Source organism: Paracidovorax konjaci (genome assembly GCF_900112675.1).
Classification (GTDB): Bacteria; Pseudomonadota; Gammaproteobacteria; order Burkholderiales; family Burkholderiaceae_C; genus Paracidovorax; species Paracidovorax konjaci.
Genome location: NZ_FOMQ01000006.1, coordinates 308,719 through 328,155 on the forward strand (window position 1 = coordinate 308,719; position 19,437 = coordinate 328,155).

18 protein-coding genes are annotated in these 19,437 nt (G+C 69.2%); 10 read left to right on the forward strand and 8 right to left on the reverse strand.

Annotation, left to right across the window (positions count from 1 at the left end):
- Window positions 1–10 precede the first annotated feature (10 nt).
- Genes BM144_RS11775 through BM144_RS11790 form a run of 4 tightly spaced genes read right to left on the reverse strand, consistent with a single transcriptional unit; the run spans window position 11 to window position 4,154 of the window.
- Window positions 11–898, reverse strand: a complete 888-nt coding sequence (locus tag BM144_RS11775; protein ID WP_092952389.1) for a carbohydrate ABC transporter permease — start codon at window positions 896–898, stop codon at window positions 11–13.
- Window positions 885–1,808, reverse strand: coding sequence for a carbohydrate ABC transporter permease (locus BM144_RS11780; protein WP_092952391.1), 924 nt, complete (start codon window positions 1,806–1,808; stop codon window positions 885–887). The genes BM144_RS11775 and BM144_RS11780 overlap by 14 nt, the downstream gene beginning before the upstream one ends.
- 7 nt (window positions 1,809–1,815) lie before the next feature.
- Window positions 1,816–3,150 (reverse strand): ABC transporter substrate-binding protein, encoded by a 1,335-nt coding sequence (locus tag BM144_RS11785; RefSeq protein WP_092952393.1) that lies wholly within the window; start codon window positions 3,148–3,150, stop codon window positions 1,816–1,818.
- 47 nt (window positions 3,151–3,197) lie between these two features.
- Window positions 3,198–4,154, reverse strand: a complete 957-nt coding sequence (locus BM144_RS11790; RefSeq protein WP_092952395.1) for a TauD/TfdA dioxygenase family protein — start codon at window positions 4,152–4,154, stop codon at window positions 3,198–3,200.
- 392 nt (window positions 4,155–4,546) lie between these two features.
- Between BM144_RS11790 and BM144_RS11795 the strand changes: the two genes are divergently transcribed.
- The 9 genes from BM144_RS11795 (at window position 4,547) to BM144_RS11835 (ending at window position 14,268) form a co-directional block, all read left to right on the forward strand.
- A complete protein-coding gene (locus tag BM144_RS11795; protein WP_092952397.1) occupies window positions 4,547–5,440 on the forward strand; it encodes a TauD/TfdA dioxygenase family protein in 894 nt (297 codons plus the stop codon).
- A 115-nt stretch (window positions 5,441–5,555) separates the two neighbouring features.
- Window positions 5,556–6,620, forward strand: a complete 1,065-nt coding sequence (locus BM144_RS11800; protein ID WP_092952399.1) for an ABC transporter substrate-binding protein — start codon at window positions 5,556–5,558, stop codon at window positions 6,618–6,620.
- 28 nt (window positions 6,621–6,648) lie between these two features.
- Entirely contained in the window at window positions 6,649–7,689 is a 1,041-nt protein-coding gene (locus BM144_RS11805; RefSeq protein ID WP_092952401.1) for an ABC transporter substrate-binding protein, read from the forward strand.
- Between the two features lie 2 nt (window positions 7,690–7,691).
- Window positions 7,692–8,720, forward strand: coding sequence for an ABC transporter ATP-binding protein (locus BM144_RS11810; protein WP_245783632.1), 1,029 nt, complete (start codon window positions 7,692–7,694; stop codon window positions 8,718–8,720).
- Window positions 8,717–9,643 carry an ABC transporter permease gene (locus BM144_RS11815; protein ID WP_245783633.1) on the forward strand — a complete coding sequence of 309 codons (927 nt, stop codon included), beginning with the start codon at window positions 8,717–8,719 and terminating at the stop codon, window positions 9,641–9,643. Before BM144_RS11810 ends, BM144_RS11815 begins: the two co-directional genes overlap by 4 nt.
- Before the next feature lie 5 nt (window positions 9,644–9,648).
- A complete protein-coding gene (locus BM144_RS11820) occupies window positions 9,649–11,829 on the forward strand; it encodes a putative bifunctional diguanylate cyclase/phosphodiesterase (RefSeq protein ID WP_092952403.1) in 2,181 nt (726 codons plus the stop codon).
- 184 nt (window positions 11,830–12,013) lie between these two features.
- Window positions 12,014–12,208, forward strand: coding sequence for a DUF2905 domain-containing protein (locus BM144_RS11825; protein WP_092952405.1), 195 nt, complete (start codon window positions 12,014–12,016; stop codon window positions 12,206–12,208).
- Between the two features lie 85 nt (window positions 12,209–12,293).
- A complete protein-coding gene (locus BM144_RS11830; RefSeq protein ID WP_092952407.1) occupies window positions 12,294–13,205 on the forward strand; it encodes an amino acid ABC transporter substrate-binding protein in 912 nt (303 codons plus the stop codon).
- 127 nt (window positions 13,206–13,332) lie between these two features.
- Window positions 13,333–14,268 (forward strand): ROK family protein, encoded by a 936-nt coding sequence (locus BM144_RS11835; RefSeq protein WP_092952409.1) that lies wholly within the window; start codon window positions 13,333–13,335, stop codon window positions 14,266–14,268.
- A 16-nt stretch (window positions 14,269–14,284) separates the two neighbouring features.
- Here the strand turns inward: BM144_RS11835 and BM144_RS11840 are convergent, their stop codons facing one another.
- The 4 genes from BM144_RS11840 to otsB all read right to left on the reverse strand — a co-directional run bounded on the left by BM144_RS11840 (window position 14,285) and on the right by otsB (window position 18,853).
- Window positions 14,285–14,545, reverse strand: coding sequence for a helix-turn-helix transcriptional regulator (locus tag BM144_RS11840; protein WP_092952411.1), 261 nt, complete (start codon window positions 14,543–14,545; stop codon window positions 14,285–14,287).
- Between the two features lie 25 nt (window positions 14,546–14,570).
- Window positions 14,571–15,950 carry an alpha,alpha-trehalose-phosphate synthase (UDP-forming) gene (gene otsA / locus BM144_RS11845; protein ID WP_092952413.1) on the reverse strand — a complete coding sequence of 460 codons (1,380 nt, stop codon included), beginning with the start codon at window positions 15,948–15,950 and terminating at the stop codon, window positions 14,571–14,573.
- Window positions 15,951–16,220: 270 nt separating this feature from the next.
- Complete coding sequence (locus BM144_RS11850; protein ID WP_434802659.1) at window positions 16,221–18,119, reverse strand: glycoside hydrolase family 15 protein; 1,899 nt, start codon at window positions 18,117–18,119, stop codon at window positions 16,221–16,223.
- On the reverse strand, window positions 18,116–18,853 hold the full coding sequence (gene otsB / locus BM144_RS11855; protein WP_092952415.1) for a trehalose-phosphatase: 738 nt from the start codon (window positions 18,851–18,853) through the stop codon (window positions 18,116–18,118). Before otsB ends, BM144_RS11850 begins: the two co-directional genes overlap by 4 nt.
- A 111-nt stretch (window positions 18,854–18,964) precedes the next feature.
- Between otsB and trxC the strand changes: the two genes are divergently transcribed.
- The gene (trxC, locus tag BM144_RS11860) at window positions 18,965–19,423 is read left to right on the forward strand and encodes a thioredoxin TrxC (RefSeq protein WP_092952417.1); all 459 of its coding nucleotides are present in this window, start codon (window positions 18,965–18,967) and stop codon (window positions 19,421–19,423) included.
- The last annotated feature ends 14 nt before the right edge of the window (window positions 19,424–19,437 follow it).

Sequence of the window (19,437 nt, forward strand, 5' to 3'; positions counted from 1 at the left end):
GGAAAAGGGTTCAGTCCTTGACACCGCCGGCCGTGAGGCCGCGCACGAGGTACTTGCGCACGAGCACGGTGAACACCACCACCGGCAGCATCACCAGCGTTCCGGCGGCGGCGATCTTGGACCACTCCCAGCCCTCGTACTGCAGGAAGTTGACGATGGCCACCGGGGCCGTCACCGCCTGCGTGCGGGTGAGGATGAGGGCGTAGAAGAAGTCGTTCCACGCGAAGATGAAGCAGAGCACCGCCGTGGCGGCCACGCCCGGCGCGGCCAGCGGCAGCGTGATGCGCCAGAACGCCTGCCACACGCCGCAGCCGTCGATGTAGGCGGCCTCTTCCAGCGCCGTGGGCACGGCCTCGAAGAAGGTCTGCATGAGCCAGATGACGATGGCGAGGTTGAAGGTGAGATAGACCAGCGCCAGGCCGAGGATGGTGTCCTGCAGCCCCAGCCACCGGTAGGCCAGGAAGAACGGAATGGTGAACGCGATGGGCGGCGCCATGCGCGTCACCAGGATCCACAGCGCCACGTGCCTGCGGCCCGGAAAGCGCCAGCGCGTGAGTGCATAGGCCGCCGGCACGCCGATGGCGAGCGACAGGCCGGTGGAGAGCGTGCTCACCGCCAGGCTGTTGAGGAACGAGCGCAGGAAGTTGCCCTGCAGCAGCGCGCGGAAGCCGTCCAGCGTGGGGGTGAACAGCAGGCTGTCCTCGAACAGGTCGGCCGCCGGCTTGAAGGCCAGGTGCACCAGCCAGAGGAACGGGAACATCACCACCGCCAGCAGCGCCAGTGCGGCGATGGCGCGCCCATGGCGCCGCACGAAGGAAGGCCGGCGCGGCGCGCGATGGTGTGCCGCGGGGGCGGCCTCCAGGGTGCGGGCGGGCAGTGCGGCGTCAGCGCTTGTCATGATCGTTCCATCCCAGTCGCCCCACCAGCCAGCTCAGCGTGAAAACGCCTGCCAGGATCACCATGGCAATCGCGCTGGCGTAGCCCCAGTAGGAGAAGTTGAAGGCCTGGATGAAGCCGTAGTAGTTGGTGACCTCGGTCACCGTGCCCGGCCCGCCGTCGGTCAGCACGAAGATCAGCGGGAAGGCCTTGAAGCTGTCGATGAGCCGGAAGAGGCCGCACACCACCAGCACGGGGCGGATGTGCGGGAACACGATGTAGCGAAAGAGCTGCCAGCGGTCGGCGCCGTCCAGGCTGGCGGCTTCGATCGGGTCGGCGGGCATCATCTGCAGCGCGGCCAGCACCATGAGCATGGTGAACGGAAACCACTGCCAGGTATCGGCGAAGGCGATGGCCCAGAGGGCGGTGTCGGGGTTGGCGATGACCGAGCGCACCGGCCAGCCGACCGCATCGAGCGCCCGGTGCAGCGGGCTCACGTCGGGCGTGAACATGATCTTCCAGATCAGCGCCACGACGATGGGCGGCAGCACCATCGGGATGAGGAACCCGCCCCGCGCCGCGCCCAGCACGCGCGACGGCCCGTTGAGCAGCAGCGCCAGGCCCAGCCCCACGGCCAGCTGCAGCGCCACGCTGGCAGCCGACAGTTTCAGCTGCGTGGCGATGGAGCCGAGGAAGCGCGCGTCCTCCAGCAGGTGCCGGTAGTTGCCCAGCGGGTCGCGGAAGTGGAAGGTGCCTGCCGGGTCGGTCAGGCTCAGCGGCGTGAAGCTGGCCACCAGCAGGGCCGCTGCGGGCACCAGGGTGATCGCCAGCAGCACGATGAGCGACGGCGCCAGCCCGAGCGCGAAGGCGCGGCGCCGGGTGGCCTGCCAACCTTGCGATGCGGGCGGGGCGAGCACGGTGGCATCGGCCATGGGTGGCTCAGATCTTCTGGCCTGCGCGGCGCAGCTCGGCGATGGACTGCGCCTGCGCCTGCTGCATCGCCTGCCGCGCGTTGGCCTGGCCTGTGGCGATGAGCGCGATGGCCTTGTTGAGCTGCTGGTCCACCTGCGGGTAGACCGACACGGTGCGGTACTTCATGTGGCCCGTGCGCTCCGCCTGGGTGATGGTGTCGAGCGACAACTGCGCGAGGTCGCTGCCGTTGATGCGCTGGCGGCTGCGGAATTCCGCCGAATCGATGTCGGATCGCCGCGAGGGCGAGCCATAGCCGGCCGCCACGGCGCGCCGCGTGGTCTGCTTGGACAGCGCCCACTGGATGAATGCCCACGCGGCTTCCTTGTTGCGCGAGCCGGCAGGAATGCCCAGCCCGTGCACGGCGGTGCCCGGAAAGCGCCCGGCCGGGCCCTTGGGGACGAAGCCGAACTTCACCGTCTTCAAGGTCTTGCTGGTGGCCGCATCGCCCAGCTGGGCGAGGTGCAACTGGCCCGCGTCGGAGAAGTTGACGCGCCCGAGCTTCAGCGCCTGCGTGACCTGGTCCGGCTGGTAGGTCACGGCGCCATCAGGGCCGAACTCGCGGATCAGCTGGGCGTAGTAGTCGGCTGCGGCAATGGCCTCGGGCGTGTCCAGCGTGGGAAAGAGGTCGTCGGGCGCCTTGCGGAACACATCGCCGCCGAAGGCATGCAGGTAGGGCACGAAAGTCCAGCCGTAGTGGCTGTCGGACACGAAGCCGGCCACGCGTTCCTTCTTGTTCACGGCGCGCAGCACCTTGACCAGGTCGTCGGTGGTATCGGGAAACTCCAGCCCCGCCTGCTGCACGAGATCGAAGCGCGACGACACCGACAGCAGCGCCTCGGCCGTCCACGGAATGCCGTAGAGCTTGCCGTCGCGGCCGGTTTCGGGGGCGCGCGCGCCGCCCAGGAAATCGTTCACGTCCCAGTCGGCCGCGGTGAGCTGCGGGTTGGCGATGAATTCGTCCAGGGGTGTGAGCCAGCCGGAGTTGATCCAGCGGCTGGAGTAGATGAACGTCACGTTCACCACGTCGTAGGCCGAGCCCTTGGTGGACAGCTCCAGGTCCGCGCGCTGGTTGTAGACGGGGAAGGACGGCGCGTCGAAGTTGACCTTGGCGCCCGTCTGCGCCTCGAACTCGGGCAGCCACTGCTGCAGCAGCTTGGGGTAGGCGGCGCTGAAGGTGGACACGTTCAGCGTGACACCCTGGAACCTGCGGGCGCCCCCCGCCTGGGCGGAGGCCAGGCCCGGCAGCAGCAGGGAAGCACCGATGCCGGTGGCGGCTTGCAGAAGGTGGCGGCGTTGCGTCATGGGTGCGGAGGCAGTCGTTGGAGCGGTGGAGCGGGAGAGTAAAGGCGTCAGGCCGTGGTGGCGATGAGCGTGTCGATGTGCGCGTCGTTCGTCGCCTCGGGCCGGCGGCGGGTGCGGCTGCGCCGCCCGTCGACCGCCACGGCCGCGTCGCCGTGCACGGTGACGCGGCGCACCACGCGGGGTTGCTGCCCGTAGTCGTTGATGGCGATGTGCTGCGTGGCGCGGTTGTCCCAGATGGCCACGTCGTTCTGGCGCCAGCTCCAGCGCACGGTGTTCTCCAGCCGCGTGACGCGGTTCTGCAGCAACTCGAAAAGGCGTGCCGATTCGGTGCTGGAAAAACCCTGGATGCGCTGGATGAAGTGGCCCAGCAGCAGTGCCCGTTCGCCCGACACCGGGTGCACGTGCACCAGCGGGTGTTCGGCCTCGTAGACCGCCGAGGCGAAGACATCGCGGTGGTGGCTGAGGCGCGATTCCTCCACCACCAGGCGGTCGGCGCCGTAGTCGTAGTTGTTGCTGTGCACGGCCCAGAGGCTGTCGGCCAGGCGTTTCAGATCTTCTGGCAGGCGGGCATACGCCGCTGCCGTATTGGCCCAGACCGTGTCGCCCCCATAGGCCGGCACCGTGACGGCGCGCAGGATGCCGTATTTGGGGAAGGCATCGAGAAAGGTCACGTCGGTGTGCCACGAATCGGCCCGTCCGCCGCCCTTGGACGCGTCCAGCTCGAAGATGCGCGTGCCCTCGCGTGCCGGCACCGTCGGGTGGGCCACCGTCCTGCCCAGGCGCTCGCCGAATGCCTGGTGGCGGGCATCGTCCAGATGGTCCTGGCCGCGGAAGAACAGTACCTTGTGGCGCACCAGCGCGGCGGTGAGGTGGGCGACCGTGGTGTCGTCCAGGCTCTCGGACAACTGCAGGTCCTGCACCTCGCCCCCGAGCGCGCCGGCCACGCGGCGGATGCGCAGATCGCCGAAGGAGGTGTCAATCGAATCGTCGGAAGCAAGGCTCACGGAAGTCTCCAGAAGAGGGGAATGTCCGGCGGATTCTGGAAGTCCGTGCCTGCGGCGGGAAGCGCGTTTTCCGGCCATGCATGCGCGAAGAACGTGTGTGCACAAGCACATGCGGCAAATATCCGAAGCGCGCGGAAAAGCGTTGCTCGGAGCGAGCTGACAAAACTCTTCTGGCGTTGTTGCCGCGTCTTGTCGCACTGCCCGTACTGCCTGCGAGCGACGTCTGGCCAGAACCGCCTCGCTGCGTCTTGCCAGCCGCTTTTAGCTGTTTTCGTAGTTAACAACTGAAAAATCATTCGTTCCCGGTATGAAGCGTGCTGCATAGAGTGCGATCTCACGCGTCTGCGGCCCGATGGGCGAGCCCGGCGCCAGCCACCCGGAGATCCCTCGCCATGTCCGCAGTCCTGTCCCCCGCCGCAGTGCCCCTGCAAGATTTCGAGATTCGTCCCTTGCCCGGTGCCGCGCTGGGCGCGGAGGTGCTGGGGCTGGATTTGTCGCGGCCCTTGGGCGATGCCGACTTCGCGCGGCTGCACCGCGCGCACCTGGAGCACCATGTGGTCGTTTTCCGGGACCAGCGCATCACGCCGCACCAGCATGTGGAGTTCAGCCGCCGCTTCGGACCGCTGCAGATCCATGTGCTGAAGAACTTCCAGCTCGCGGGCCATCCTGAAATCCTCATCGTGTCGAACATCAAGAACGCGGACGGCGAGCCCGTGGGCCTGGGAGATGCGGGCCACTTCTGGCACTCCGACCTCTCCTACAAGGAGCGCCCGAGCCTGGGGTCGCTGCTGCACGCGCAGGAGCTGCCTTCCGAAGGGGGGGATACGCTGTTTGCCGACCAGCATGCCGCCTATGACGCGCTGCCCGAAGCACTGAAGAAGAACATCGCGCCGCTGCGCGCCGAGCACAGCTACCTTGCCAAATACGAGGAACTGCGCGCGCGCAGCCCCTGGCGGCCCAAACTCACTCCCGCGCAGATCGCCGAGGTGGCGCCTGCCGTGCACCCTGTCGTGCGCACCCATCCGGAGACCGGCCGCCGCGCGCTCTTCGTGAACGAGCACTTCACCACCCGCATCGTCGACCTGCCCGAGGACGAGAGCCAGCAGTTGCTGCAGGAGCTGTTCGCCGCCAGCGTGCGGCCGGAGTTCGTCTACCGCCATGCCTGGCGGCCGCATGATCTGGTCTTCTGGGACAACCGTTCGGTGCAGCACCTGGCCGCCGGCACGCCCGATACGCAGCGCCGCAAGCTCTACCGCACCACCGTCGAGGGCGATCTGCCGCTCTGAAAAGGGGCGGGTCCGCAGCCTGCTCCCCGCCCAGCCATTCGCCGTGCCGCTGCCCGCGTCCGGCCGCCTCCAGCCCCACGTCACCTTTCCCGAACTTTCCCGAAAGCCCCCGCCCATGCCGCGCTCTGTCCACGCCACCGCCATCCCTTTCCTGCGCCGCTCCCTGCTGCGAAAGGCTGCCTCGCTGGCCACGGCCACCGGCCTGCTCGCAGCAGGGTGGGCCCTGCCGGGCATGGCGCGGGCCGAGGAGGGCCGGCTGCGCATCGCTCAGCAGTTCGGCATCGTCTACCTGCTGCTCAACGTGGCGCAGGAACAGAAACTGATCGAGAAGCACGGCAAGGCCGCGGGCGTGGACATCCAGGTCGAGTACCTGCAGTTGTCAGGCGGGTCCGCCGTGAACGATGCGCTGCTGTCGGGCAACATCGACATCGCCGGTGCCGGCGTGGGCCCGCTCTTCACGCTGTGGGACCGCACCCGGGGCCGCCAGAACGTGAAGGGCGTGGCTTCGCTCGGCAACTTCCCGTACTACCTGGTCAGCAACAACCCGGCGGTGAAGACCATCGCCGACTTCACCGACAAGGACCGCATCGCGTTGCCGGCCGTGGGTGTCTCGGTGCAATCGCGCGTGCTGCAGTTCGCATCCGCCAAGCTGTGGGGCGACAAGGAATTCAACCGGCTCGACAAGATCCAGGTCGCCGTTCCGCACCCCGATGCGGCGGCGGCCATCATCAAGGGCGGTACCGAGATCACCGGCCATTTCGGCAACCCGCCGTTCCAGGAGCAGGAGTTGGCCGGCAACCCCAATGCGCGCATCGTGCTCAGGTCCTACGACGTGCTGGGCGGCCCTTCGTCGGCCACGGTGCTCTACGCCACCGAGAAGTTCAGGAACGAAAGCCCCAAGACCTACAAGGCGTTCGTCGACGGGTTGAACGAGGCGGCGCAATTCGTCACCGCACAGCCCGAGAAGGCGGCCGACTTCTACCTCAAGGTGACGGGCGCGAAGACCGATCGCGCCCTGCTGCTGCAGATCATCAAGAACCCCGAAGTGCAGTTCAAGGTGCAGCCCGAGAACACGCTGGGGCTGGGCCAGTTCCTGCACCGCGTGGGTGCGATCAAGAACAAGCCGGAGTCCCTCAAGGACTACTTCTTCGACGATGCGTTGACCGCGCGCGGCAGCTGATCGCGTTCTCCACCTGCCTGCCCACGCCATGCCGTCCCTCCCCACTGCCACTTCCCCGCGCGGCCCGCGGCTGCGCCGCGCCGTCGCGGCGCTCGCCGCGGCGGCCGCATTCGTCCAGGCGCCGCTCGCCCATGCCGAGGGGCGTATCCGCATCGCGCAGCAGTTCGGTATCGCCTACCTGATCCTCGACGTGGTGCGCGATCAGCAACTGATCGAAAAGCATGCGCAGGCGCTGGGCCAGCCCGTGGCCGTCGAGTGGGCCAGCATCTCGGGTGCCACGGCCATGAATGAAGCGCTTCTTGCCGGCGCCATCGACGTGGTGTCGGCCGGCGTGCCGCCGCTGCTCACGCTGTGGGACCGCACCCGCGGGAAGCAGGACGTGAAGGCCGTGGCCGCGCTGGGCTCGCTGCCCAACTACCTCATCACGACGAATCCGGCCGTGAAGACGCTCAAGGACCTGGGGCCCAGGGATCGCATCGCCGTGCCGGCGGCCGGGGTGGGCTTCCAGTCGCGCACCCTGCAGATCGAGACGGCCAAGGTGTTCGGGCGCGCGGAGTTCAAGCGCTTCGACGCCCTCTCGGTCAGCATGCCGCATCCGGATGCCACGGCCGCGCTGATCTCGGGCGGCACCGAGGTGAACACGCATTTCTCCAGCGCGCCGTTCTACTACCAGGCGCTGCAGGCCAACCCCGCGGTGCACAAGGTGATCAGCTCGTACGACATCCTGGGCGGGCCGGCGACGTTCAACGTGCTCTACACCACGCGCAAGTTCCACGACGGGAACCCCAAGACCTACCAGGCGTTCTATCGCGCGCTGGACGAGGCGGCGCAATGGATCCGTGCCAACAAGGCGCAGGCCGCAGAGACCTTCATCCGGGTGCAGCAGTCCAAACTGTCGCCGGATTTCGTCCGCAGGATTCTGGACGACCCGGAAAATGATTTCACCATCGTGCCGCACCGCACCTTCGTGTATGCGCGGGAGTTGCACCACCTGGGTGTCCTGCAGCATCCGGCTGCTTCGTGGAAGGACTATTTCTTCCCCGAGGCGCACGGCGGGGCGGGGAGCTGACCATGGCACGCAACGGAGACCTGACCCTGCGGCTCGGCCCGATGGCCAGCGTGCTGCTGGACCGCGTGGACGAGGAAACCGGCGGCGAGGCGTTGTGGGGCAACCCGGGCCGCGGCGATCCAGCCGCAGCCGCACCGGCCGTGCCGCGTGCTCCCGGCGCGGCCTTCGTGCCGCCGCCGCTGCTGCGCGTGGATGGCGTGAGCATCGACTACCGCACACCGCAGCGCTCCGTGCGCGCCACGCACCGCGTGGGTTTCGACGTGCACGAGGCCGACCGGCTGGTGCTGCTGGGTGCATCGGGCTGCGGCAAGTCCACGCTGCTCAAATCCATCGCCGGGTTCATCCCTCCGACCGAGGGGCGCATCCTGCTGGATGGCCGTGCCGTCACCCGGCCGGGGCCCGATCGCGTGGTCGTGTTCCAGGAGTTCGACCAACTGCCGCCCTGGAAGACGGTGCGCGAGAACGTGATGTTCCCGCTGCTCGCCTCGCGCCGCGTGGGCCGCGCCGAGGCCGCCGAGCGCGCGGCCCTGTATCTGGACAAGGTGGGGCTGGCGCCTTTCGCCGACGTGCATCCGCACCAGCTCTCGGGCGGTATGAAACAGCGCGTGGCCATTGCGAGGGCGCTGGCCATGCAGCCGCGCGTGCTGCTGATGGACGAGCCGTTCGCCGCCCTCGACGCGCTCACCCGCCGGCGCATGCAGGAGGAGCTGCTGGCGCTTTGGGACGAGTTCCGCTTCACGCTGATCTTCGTCACCCATTCCATCGAAGAGGCGCTCGTGGTGGGCAACCGCGTGGCCATTCTGTCGCCCCATCCGGGCCGGCTGCGCGCGGAGATCAACAGCCACCAGTTCGGGCTGCACAGCCTGGGCGGGGCGGAATTCCAGTCCACCGCCCAGCGCATCCACCGGCTGCTGTTCGACGAGCCCGCCGCGGATGGCAGTGCGCCCGGCGCGCCTGGCTCCGTCGCGGCCGATGCCGCCGCGTTGGCGCAGCGCCCCGCTGCCGCCTTGCCTTTCCGGATCGCCATATGAGCCTACCCTCTGCCTCCGCCGTGCCTGCAACCGCCCTGCCTGCAACCGCCCTGCCTGCGCCTCGCGTGCCGCCCGTGCGCCCCGACGTCGAGCACACTCTGCCGCCGCTCACCGGCTTCGCCCCCGAACAGGCGCTGCCCTGGACGGCGCGCGCGTGGCAGGTGGGCACCGTGCGCCGCTTCGCCATCCTGGCCGTGCTGGCCCTGCTGTGGGAGGCGCTGGCCCGCTGGCAGGACAACGACCTGCTGCTGCCCACTTTCCTGCAGACCGCGCGTGCGCTCGGCGAAGGCCTGGCGTCGGGAGAGCTGCTGGCGAAGACGGCCATCTCGCTGTCCGTGCTGCTGAAGGGCTACATCGCCGGCATCGCGGGCGCCTTCGTGCTGACCACGCTGGCCGTGTCCACGCAGTTCGGCCGCGATTTGCTCTCCACGCTCACCTCCATGTTCAATCCACTGCCGGCCATCGCGCTGTTGCCGCTGGCGCTGTTGTGGTTCGGGCTGGGGCAGGGGAGCCTGGTCTTCGTGCTGATCCATTCCGTGCTGTGGCCGCTGGCGCTGAACACCTACGCCGGCTTCCAGGCCGTGCCGGAGACCCTGCGCATGGCCGGGCGCAACTACGGGCTCACGGGCATCCGCTACGTGCTGCAGATCCTGGTGCCGGCCGCGCTGCCGTCCATCCTGTCGGGGCTGAAGATCGGGTGGGCCTTCGCGTGGCGCACGCTCATCGCGGCGGAGCTGGTGTTCGGCGCGTCCTCGGGCAAGGGCGGGCTGGGCTGGTACATCTTCCAGAACCGCAATGAGCTCTACACCGACAAGGTGTTCGCCGGTCTGGCGCTGGTCATCATCATCGGCCTGCTGGTCGAAAGCCTGGGCTTCCACACGCTGGAGCGGCTGACCGTGCGCCGCTGGGGCGTGCAGCGTTGACATCCATGGCACCTCCTCTGCCTGACGAGGTCGGCCTGCGGCCGCTGGCCGATCTGCTGGCGCAGGCGCCCGTCACGCTGTTCGTCTGCCGACCGGGCGGCATGTTCGCGCTGGCCTTCGTGTCGGCCACCGTCACCGAACTCCTGGGGCATGCGCCCTCGGCCTTCCTGGCCCAGCCGGATTTCTGGATGGCCCATCTCCATCCGGAGGACCGGGACGACATCGTGGCCGAACGCCGTGCACTGGCGCCCGGCGATCTGCTGCTGCGCAAGTACCGCATGCGCTGCGCGGACGGCAGCTGGAAGTGGATCCGCGAGCGCGCGCGGCGCGTGGGTGCGGACGGCAACGAGGAGATCGTCGGTTCCTGGAACGACATCACCGAGCTGATCGGCGCCGAGGAAACGCTGCGCAACAGCGAAGCCAAGCACCGCTTTCTGCTCGACCACATCAATGCCGGTGTGCTGGTCTACACGGCCGATGGCCGCATCGGCTATGCCAACCGGCAGGCCGAGGCCCTGCTGGGGCGGTCCGCGCAGGTGCTGGCCGCGCAGGAGCCCGGCAGCCTGCACAGCCTGTGGCTGGACGAGGACGGAGCGCCGCTGCCGGCCGATGCCTGGCCGCCGACCGTGGTGGTGCGCGAGCGCCGCGTGCTGGAGAACCAGACGCTGGGCATGCGCCGCGCGCCCGGCGAGGAGCCGGCCTGGGTCATCGTCAATGCCTTCCCGGACCTGGAGTGGACGGGCCGCGTGCGCGAAGTGGTGGTGACGCTGCTCGACATCACGGCGCGCGTGCGCTCGCAGCGCCAGATTCACCGCCTGGCGCACTACGACGCACTGACCGATCTGCCCAACCGCGTGCTGGTGCAGCAGCGCATCGACCAGTCCATCGCCCAGGCCCGGCTCGTGCGGGGACATGTGGCCGTGCTGTTCGTCGATTTGAACGACTTCAAGCACATCAACGATTCGCTCGGTCATGCGATGGGCGACCTGCTGCTGCGCCAGCTGGCGCAGCGCCTGCAGCAGGGCGTGCGGGAGAGCGACACCGTCGGTCGCCTGGGCGGGGACGAGTTCATCATCGTCCTGCCCGGCGCGGGGCGTGCGGCGGCCGCCCATGTGGCGCAGAAGGTGGGGCGTCTGGTCGACGAGCCGTTCGAGATCGAAGGCGAGCTGCTTTCCGTGCAGGCGAGCATCGGCATCAGCGTGTACCCGGAAGACGGCGCGGACCGCATGGCGCTCACGCGCAACGCGGATGCCGCCATGTACCACGCCAAGGAGTCCGGGCGCGGCCACCGCTTCTTCGATGCCGGCATGGCGAGCCGCATCGAGCACCCCTATGCGCTCGAAAACGAATTGCGCCACGCGCTGGAGACGGGGCAGTTCGTGCTGCACTACCAGCCGCAGATCGACCTGCGCAACGGCCGTGTGGGCGGCGTGGAAGCGCTGATCCGCTGGCAGCATCCCCAGCGCGGCCTGGTGCCCCCGGCGGCGTTCATCCCCGCCATGGAGAGGTCGCGGCTGATCCAGCCGCTGGGTCGGTGGATCATCGCGCAGGCCTGCCGCGACATCCTTCACTGGAAGGCCCTCGGCCAGTCGTGGGTGCCCGTGGCCTTGAATCTTTCGCTGCGGCAGCTGCAGGAGCAGAATTTCCTCGCGCGCTTCCTGTCTCTGGTGGACGCCAGCGGCGTGCCCGCGCATTGCCTGGAATGGGAGATCACCGAAAGCACGATGATGCGGCACCCCGATGTGGTGCTGGCCTTCATGCACGGCTGCCGCGAGCGCGGGGTACGGTTCTCCATCGACGATTTCGGTACCGGCTATTCCTCGCTGAGCCTGCTCAGCCGCCTGCCGGTGGACAAGATCAAGATCGACCGCACGTTCATCCAGGGCGTGGAACACGACCATAGCGTGCAGGTGATCCTGGGCGCCATCGTCGGGATGGCTCGGCGGCTGGGGCTGGCGGTGGTGGCCGAGGGGGTGGAGGAGGGCGAGCAGCTCCAGTACCTGCACCACCTCGAATGCGATGGGGTGCAGGGTTACTACTTCAGCCGGCCGCTCGACCGCGACGGCATCACGGCGTTCCTGGGCGCACATGCGCAGCAGCGCGAGGCGGCCGGGGCCGCGGGCAGCGACGTGAGGGCGCCCTGGGCGCCTTTCGTGGGCGACGGCCGGCTGCGCTTCGCGGTCTGAGCGGGGCTCCACCGGGTCCCGGGGCACCGGGCCCTCCGGGACCGAAGGGTGCAGGATGCTTCGCACGGAATCCGCACCGTGGAGCGGCCCTGGCGTTCCCGCACGCGGAATGCACGCCGGGACGGGGCGGCCCACGGCCCCGTGGGGGTATGGGAAAAGAGGGGTCTGCACCTACACTCGCGGCATGTTGCGCTGGCTGATCGTCGTTGTCCTGGCCCTGCTGCTGATCCAGGGGCTCGCGCCGTTCCTGCAGCGCCTGGGTGTGGGGCGCCTGCCGGGCGACTTCCATTTCCGCTTTTTCGGGCGCGAATGGAACCTGCCGCTGGGCAGCACCCTGCTGCTCAGCGCCGCCGCGGGCCTCATCGCCAAGTGGCTATGAACCGGCCCGTCACATGCCCGGCCTTCCCTCCTGGCACGGTGATTGCCTCACTTCCCCACCCTACCTACACCTCCCGGTTGCCCCCATGATCCGCCGTTCCTTCCGGCTGCTGGCGCTCGCCACGGCCTTCGCCGCCCTCTCCACCCCTGTGCTGGCCCAGGCGCCTGCCGACACGCTGGCCCGCATCCAGCAGACGCACACGATCACCCTCGGGGTGCGCGAGTCGGCCTGGCCGTTCTCGTTCGTGGATGCGCAGAATGCCGGCAAGCCTGCGGGCTATTCGGTCGACCTGTGCCTTGCGGCCGTCGAAGAGATCAAGAGCACGCTCAAGCTCAAGGAGCTGGACGTCAAGTACCGCACGGTGAGCGCTTCCGAGCGCATACCGAAGCTCGAATCGGGCGAGATCGACCTCGAATGCGGCTCCACCACCAACACCAAGGCCCGGCAGGACCGCGTGGCCTTCGGCCCGACGATGTTCGTGGCGGGCATCCGCGTGCTGGTGCCCAAGGGCACCAAGGCCGAGACGGTGCAGGACCTGGCAGGCATGACGGTGGCCGTGAGCAAGGGATCCACCTCCGAGAAGCTGCTCACCCAGCTCACCGTGAGCGAAGTGAAGGCCACCGTGAAGGTGTTCGAGAACAACGACGAGGCCTTCAAGGCGCTGCGGGCCGGCACGGTGAAGGCCTTCGCGCAGGACGATTCGCTGCTGCTCGGGCTGGTGGCCCGCAACAAGGCGCAGGACGCCCTCGTGCTCGGCAACTTCGCACTCTCCGTCGAGCCCTACGCCATCATGATGCGCAAGAACGATACGGCGCTCATGGGCGTGGTCGACAAGGCCCTGGGCAAGCTCTACGCGAGCCGCGAGATCGACCAGTTCTACAAGAAGTGGTTCGCCACCGGGCAGATCACGATCCCGGTGGGCCGCCTCACGCGCGAGAGCTTCAGCCGCCCCAACAAGGAAGCCGGCGTGGCCATGATGCTGGGCTACTCGCTCTGACGCGCGCCTGACCCGTCAGCGCCCCCGGCCTACACGGACCCCCGGGCCGGGCCGCCCATACTGTCGGCTCGTTGTTTTTGCGGTGCGCCCCGCTGCGCTCCGCCCATCCTGAACGACCGAGGTGGCGATGAGAGCTTGTATCGACATAGGGGGCACGAAGATCGCGGTGGCGCTGGCCCCCGGCGGGACCGACCTGGCGGAGTTGGTGGCGCGCCGCAGCGAGGCGACCGTGAAGGAGGGCCCGCCCGACGCCCTGGCGCGCCAGGCCCTGCGCATGGTGGATGCGGCCTGCGCCGAAGCCGGCATATCGCGCGCGCAGTTGCAGTCCACCGGAGTGGCGTGCTGCGGACCGTTCGCGCTGCAGGACGGGTTCGTCGAAGTCTCCACCCCCAATATCTGCGGCGGCCTTCCCGGGGCGGACCGGAGCCTGCTGCCCAACGACTGGACGCGCATCCCCCTGCAGGCGCCGCTGGCCGAGGCGCTGGGCACCGTGCATGTGCAAAACGACGCCGTGGCGGCCCTGGTGGCCGAGCGCCGCTGGGGTGCGCTGCAGGGGCTGGACCACTGTGCGTATGTCACCTGGAGCACGGGCGTGGGGGTGGGCCTGTGCGTGGATGGCCGCGTGCTGCGTGGCAAGAACGGCAACGCCGGCCATGCCGGCCACAGTTTTTCCAGCGACGGGCCGCCCGATGCGAGGTGCGGCTGCGGCAACGTGGGCGATGTCGAATCGCTGGTGGCCGGCAACGCCATCCCGCGCCGCTGGGGCCGCGATGCGAGCGATCTCGTCGGTGCCGCGCGCGCCGGAGAGGCCGCGGCGGACGACGCCGTCGCGCAGATGTGCCGCGTGCTCGGCCGCATGCTCTACAACCTGGTGGCCACGCTGGATCTGCAGCGCATCAGCGTGGGCGGCAGCGTGTTCCTGCACCACCAGGAATTCCTGCTGCCCCGGCTGCAGGCCGAGGTGTCGGGCCACCTGCCCTCGCTCACGTCAGGGGTGCAGGTGGTGCCTGCGGGGCTGGGGCACCGGGTCGGTGACTACGCTGCGCTGGCCGTCGCCAGCTGAGGGCGGCGCGGCCCGTTCACGCCGGTGCTGCGGGGCCTGAGCTTTCCACCGTGACCCCGTAGAGCGCCAGAAGGCCCAGCACATGCCCGATGGCCACGCCGGGCTCGCCGGATTCGATGCGGGCGATGGTCTGCACATGCACGCCCAGGCGTGTCGCCGCGGCGGCCTGCCCCTCGCCCGACGCCAGGCGGGCCTGCTTTGCCGCAGCGCCCAGCGCCTTGATCGCTTCGAGCGCACTGTCTGCAATGTCCACGGAGATGCGTTTGCCTTGAGCCATCGGCGGATTGTGCAGTGCCGGAGCGTCAGTCCTGCGCCTTTTCCAGCGCTTCGAGGAAGGTGCGCCGCCACCAGTGGATGTCCTGGCTGCGGATGCGGTCCATGAGCGCGCGGTGGCGCTGCTGGCGCTCTTCCAGCGGCATGCGCAGGGCCGTCTGGATGCAGTCGGCCATGCCCTGGGTGTCGTAGGGGTTCACGAGCAGGGCCTCCTTGAGCTGCTCTGCCGCCCCCGCGAAGCGCGACAGCACCAGCACGCCCGGGTCTTCGGGGTCCTGCGCCACCACGTATTCCTTGGCCACCAGGTTCATGCCGTCGCGCAGCGGGGTGACGAGGCCCACGGCCGCCGCGCGGCACAGCCCGGGCACGCGCTTGCGTGCCACGGTGCGGTGGATGTAGCGCACGGGCATCCAGTCGAGGTCGCCGTGGTCGCCGTTGATGGCGCCGCACAGGCCTTCGAGTTCGTGGCGCAGGTCGGCGTACGCATCCACGCTGTCGCGCGTGGGCGAGGCGATCATGATGAGCGTGGCGCTGTGCTGGTTTTCGGGGTAGCGCGCCAGCAGCTCGCGGAAGGCGCGCACCCGCTGCGGAATGCCCTTGGAATAGTCGAGCCGGTCGATGCCCATGAGCAGCCGCCGGCGCGAATACTCGTTCTTCATCGCTTCGTGGGTCTGCACCGCTTCGGGGGCGCTGGCGAGGCGCGTGAATTCGTCCACGTCGATGCCGATGGGGAAAGCCCCCACCTGCACGGTGCCGCCGAAGGCGCGCAGGCGCTGCGGCCCCACGCTCTCGGCACCGCCCTCGGTGCGCAGGTACTGCGTGAAATGCGAGACGTCGGCCTCGCTCTGCAGGCCCACGAGGTCGTAGGCGAACAGCGAGCGCATGAGCCATTCGTGCTGCGGGATGGCCGCCATGATGAGCGGCGGCGGCACGGGGATGTGCAGGAAGAAGCCGATGCGCTGGCGGCAGCCCAGCGCCCGCAGCTCGGCTGCGAGCGGGATCAGGTGGTAGTCGTGCACCCAGAGGATGTCGTCCTCTTTCAGCAGCGGCAGCAGCTTGCGCGCGAACATCTGGTTCACGCGGCGGTAGCCCGCGATGTAGCCCGCGTTGAAGTCGGCCAGGTCAAGCCGGTAGTGGAAGACCGGCCACAGCACGCTGTTGCTGTAGCCGCCGTAGTAGGTGTCGTGGTCCTCGCGGCACAGGTCCACCGTGGCGAGCGTGACCGCACCGGCCTGGCGCGTCTGCAGCTTGCCTTCGCCCGGCACGCCGTCCTCCGCGATGGTGCCGCTCCAGCCGAACCACATGCCGCCGGTGCGGTTCAGGGTTTCGCCCAGGGCGACGGCCAGCCCACCTGCCGCGGGCTTGCGGGGATCGGCAATGCGATTGGAAATGACGACGAGGCGGCTCATGGGGATTCCTGGGTTATTCGATTCAGCGGGGCACGGCCCGCAGGTACCGCGCCGGTACACCCGCTCCGAGAACCGCGGGGCAGGGAGAAGGCGACACGCGCTGCCGGTCGATCGACCCCGGCGCATCCCTTCCGAAGGCCGCGGAGCAGGCCACGCCAGCGGACGCCTTGGAACCGGCTTCGCCGGGCCACCGGCGTCGTCTCCCTTCCCGCCGCGCGCAGCGCGGCGAGAGAAGGGGGACGACGCGCAGCGCCTCAGGGGGATGCCCCTTCATATCACGCTGTCCCAAGGCGCCGAAAGGCGCATCGCGGCATTGATGATGCCGACCATGGAGTAGGTCTGCGGGAAGTTGCCCCACATCTCTCCGGTCTGCGCATGCGTGTCTTCGGAGAGCAGCCCCAGCGGGTTGCGGGCCGCGAGCATGGATTCGAAGATTTCGCGCGCCTGCGCGCGGCGGCCGATGCGCGCCAGCGCATCGATGCGCCAGAACGTGCAGATGTTGAAGGCCGTGTCGGGCTTGCCGAAATCGTCGGCCGCCTCGTAGCGCCGCATGTACGGTCCATCGCAGAGCGTGACCTCCATGGCGTCCACGGTGCTCACGAAGCGCGGATCGCGCGGATCGATGAGACCGACCTCGGCCATCAGCAGCACGCTGGCGTCCAGCTCGTGCCCGCCGAAGCTCTCGGCGAAGGCCTGGCGCTTGTCGCTCCATGACTTCTCCAGGATCTCGCTCTGCATGCGCCGGGCATGGTCGTACCAGTAGGCCGCGCGGTCGGCGATCTGCAATGCATCGGCGATCTTGGCCAGGCGGTCGCAGGCGGCCCAGCTCATCAGCGCCGAAGAAGTGTGCACCCGGGCGCGCGTGCGCAGCTCCCACATGCCCGCATCGGGCGTGCCATAGACCTTCACCGCCAGCTCGCCGATCTGCTCCATGCGCGCGAATTCGGCCGGGCCGCCCACGTGCAGCAGGCGCTTGTCGTGGAATGCCTGCGCCGCGCCGAGGATGATGTTGCCGTACACGTCGTGCTGGAAGTGCTCCGCCGCCTGGTTGCCCACGCGCACGGGGCCCATGCCCCGGTAGCCGGCGAGCTGCGGCACGAAGAACTCGGGCAGCTCGCGCTCCAGGCCGATGCCGTAGAGCGGCTGGATATGACCGCCGCTCGCTTCCACCACCACGTTGCTGAGCCAGCGCAGGTAGTCTTCCATCGTGGCGGTCTCGGACAGGCTGTTGAGCGCCCGCACGACGAAGAACGCGTCGCGCAGCCAGCAATAGCGGTAGTCCCAGTTGCGGCCGCTGTGCGCGGATTCGGGGATGCTCGTGGTCATGGCCGCGACGATCGCGCCCGTGTCCTCGTAGAGCGAGAGCTTGAGCGTGATGGCCGCGCGGATCACGGCCTCCTGCCATTCCAGCGGCACGGCGAGGCGCTGCGTCCATTGCCGCCAGTAGGCGACGGTTTCCTGCTCGTAGGAGCGCGCGGTGTCCGCGATGCCACCCGGCAGCGACTCGTCGGCGCCCAGCAGGAAGCTGTACTCCCGCGACAGCACGAAGGGCTGGCCCGAGAGCACGTGCGACAGCGGCGCGTCGGTGTTCAGGCGCAGCGTGAGGTCGGCGCCCACGAAGCGCACATGGTTGCTGCCCTGCGTGATCTCGGGCTTTTCGCTGCCCCATCCGAACCGCACGTTCGCGGTGACGCGGATGCGCGGCGAGCCCTGCACGGGCCGGATGCGGCGCACGAGCAGCATCGGCCGGAAGAAGCGCGAGCGGGCATAGAAGCGCGGCGCGAAATCGGTGACCTCGATGCTGTTGCCCGAGCGGTCGGTGAGCCGCGTGCGCAGCACGGCGGTATTGGGCTCGTACCACTGCCGGCTTTCGACCTGGTCCTCCAGCTCGATGGCGAAGCGGCTGCCCTGTTCTCCGGGCTGGATGAGCGCGTTGAAGACCGGGTCGCCGTCGAAGCGGGGCAGGCAGCACCAGACGATGTGCGCATTGGCATCCACCAGCGCACTGACCGCGCAGTTTCCGATCATGCCCAGCGCGAGCGAGGACTCTCCCGGCTCCGCGAACCCCGGTGGCCGCGGGAACGGCTCGCGCGACAGGCCGCGGTGGCCATCGGCGTACGGGGGCGCGGCGGCGGCACTGGCCCGGGCCATGGATTCGCTGTGGCTCATACAGGAAATCCTTCCGGCGATGCCATCTGGAAGAGCCACTCGCGCAGCATGGTGGTGTCCTCGCAGCGGGCCAGCGCGCTGCTGTCTCCGGGGCCGACCTTGATGCCGATGCCGCCGAGCGCCTGGGCCGCCACGAAACCGTGCTCGTCGGTCACGTCGTCGCCCGCGAACACGGGTATGCGGCCGGCGAACGGCGCGTGCTGCATGAAGTCGGCGATGGCGCGGCCCTTGTTGGGGCCGGACGGCTTGACCTCCAGCACGCACTTGCCTTGCATGAGTTCCAGGCCCGGGGCCTGGGCGATGGCGTGCTCGAGCGCCGCGCGGCACAGCGGCTCCAGCTCCACCGCCTGGCGGTAGTGCAGCGCCATGCCCGCGCTCTTGCGTTCCAGCACGAGCGCAGGGTAGCGGTCGAGCAGCGGCTGCACCACGCGCACCACGGGCGAGAGATCGGGCGGGGGCACGCCGCCGGCGACGCCGCTGCCCAGGCGGTACTGGGCGCCGTGCTCGCTGGCCAGGGGCAGCTTCAGGGGGCTGAGGAAATGGTCGATGTCGGCTTGCGTGCGGCCCGTGGCGATGGCCAGGGCACCGTCCAGGCGGCTGTGCAGGGCCTGCAGGGCCGGCACGACGCCCGGGTGAACCTGCACCGCGTCGGGGTGCGGTGCGATGTCGGCAAGCGTGCCGTCGAAGTCGAGAAACAGCGCGTGTCGCGCGGTCAGCAACGGGGGCTTTTGCATTGGCACGTACCTTACCAGATGGCATTGCAGAGCCTGTAGGCCGCAAGGCCGGCGGGCCGTAGGCAGCGCCGAGCGCCTTGAAAACCGCCCTGCGGCGCTGCATGTGCGGGCATGGCCGAATCCCTGCACATCGTCTGTCCGCATTGCCACACCACCAACCGCATCGCAGCCGAACGCCTGGCTGCGCCACCGGGCACGCTGCAGGCCGACTGCGGTCAGTGCCACCGGCCGCTCTTCACCGGCGAGCCCGTGGCGCTGGACGACGCTTCGTTCGCGCGCCACGTGGAGCGCAGCCACATCCCGGTGGTGGTGGACTTCTGGGCGCCATGGTGCGGGCCCTGCCGCACGATGGCGCCCGCCTTCGCGCAGGCCGCCCGCGCGCTGGAGCCCGCGGTGCGGCTCGCCAAGCTCGATACCGAGGCGTACCCCGGCATCGGCACGCGCTACGCGATCCGCAGCATCCCGACGATGGTGATGTTCCGCCAGGGGCAGGAGGTGGGCCGCGCGTCGGGGGCGATGGGCGCGGCCGACATCGCGCGCTGGGTGCGTTCGATGGGCGGCGGGCAGTAGCCGCAGCCCGGCAG